The sequence below is a fragment of the Cupriavidus sp. GW823-FHT06D04 genome, from assembly GCF_058795055.1.
This window is the reverse complement of the sequence record NZ_JBXAHL010000105.1, coordinates 1-1332: the sequence shown is the minus strand read 5'-3', so window position 1 is coordinate 1332 and position 1332 is coordinate 1. Positions and strand designations below refer to the sequence as shown.

The following is a 1332-nucleotide window of genomic DNA, read 5'->3' as shown; positions in this document are numbered from 1 at the left end:
CAGGCTGCTGAAATACCGGCAGCGGATGTCCGCGCGACGACTAGCTGAAGCGTTAATCTGAGGACTCCATACAACCCCACATTCATGCGCGGCGCTGACACCTTCACCGAAAGTTTGTTCACGATGCGGAGGCTGGATGATTTCGTGCCGAAGTCCCACCCGCTGCGCTCGATCCGCACCATGGCGAACCAGGCGCTGGCGAAGATGGATCGGCTGTTCGCGCAAATGTACGAGGCCGATATCAAGGGTGGCCGGCCCAGCATCGCGCCGGAGAAGTTGCTGCGGGCCATGCTGCTGCAGGTGCTCTACAGCGTCCGGTCGGAGCGCCAGCTCATGGAACAGACGCACTACAACTTGCTGTATCGCTGGTTCATTGGCCTGGCGATGGATGATGTGGTCTGGGTGCCCAGCGTCTTCAGCAAGAACCGGGAACGGCTGATCAAGCACGATGCCGTGATCGACTTCTTCAACGAAGTGCTGGCCATCGCGCAGAAGAAGGACTGGCTGTCGGGCGAGCACTTCAGCGTCGACGGCACGTTGATTAAGGCGTGGGCTGGCCACAAGAGCTTTGTACGCAAGGATGGCGACGACAAAGACGATAACGACGGTGCTGACTTCAAGGGTGAAAAGCGCAGCAACGAGACGCACGAGTCCAAAACCGATCCCGATGCCAGGCTGTATCGCAAGGGCAAAACCGCCAGTGAACTGCGCTACATGGGTCATACCTTGAGCGACAACCGCCACGGCCTGGTGGTCAGCGCCATGGTGACCAATGCGGACGGACACGCCGAGCGCGAGGCCGCGAAGGTCATGCTTAACGATGCCAGGCAGGTGATTGAGGACCTGAATGTGGAAGTCACCGTGGGTGCGGACAAGGGCTACGACGCGCACGAGTTCATTCAAGCCTGCCTGGAGATGAAGGTGACGCCGCACGTCGCACAAAACACCTCCGGCCGGCGCTCGGCCGTTCCCGACGCCATTGCAGGCACCAAGGGTTATGCCATCTCACAGCAAAAGCGCAAGCTGATTGAACAAGGCTTTGGATGGGCCAAGACCGTTGGGCGCATGCGCCAGGTAATGGTGCGCGGTCGAAAGAAGGTCGACCAAATGTTTGTGCTGAGTATGGCCGCCTACAACCTCGTGCGCATGCGCTCGCTGGGACAAATCCGCCCACAGTTGCAGTAATCGTGGTGATGAGGCCCGAAACGGTCGTCAAATCAACGAAAAAGTCGGTGAAGTGACGCCGCGCTTCCGGATTGTGAAAAATAGCGAGCCCCTCAGGCTTGTAGAGGGAAGCTTCGCTTTTTACGCGGCTAGTACTTCAGCAGCCTG

1 protein-coding gene is annotated in these 1332 nt (G+C 58.9%); it reads left to right on the top strand.

Annotated features, from left to right (window positions below):
* Window positions 1-84: 84 nt before the first annotated feature.
* Window positions 85-1185, top strand: coding sequence for an IS5-like element ISRme1 family transposase (locus AC1Q7H_RS39755; protein WP_492316802.1), 1101 nt, complete (start codon window positions 85-87; stop codon window positions 1183-1185).
* Window positions 1186-1332: the final 147 nt, after the last annotated feature.

Excerpts from the sequence above, each read along its gene's own strand:
- AC1Q7H_RS39755 (WP_492316802.1), top strand. The coding sequence starts at position 85 with ATGCGCGGCGCTGACACCTTCACCGAAAGTTTGTTCACGATGCGGAGG.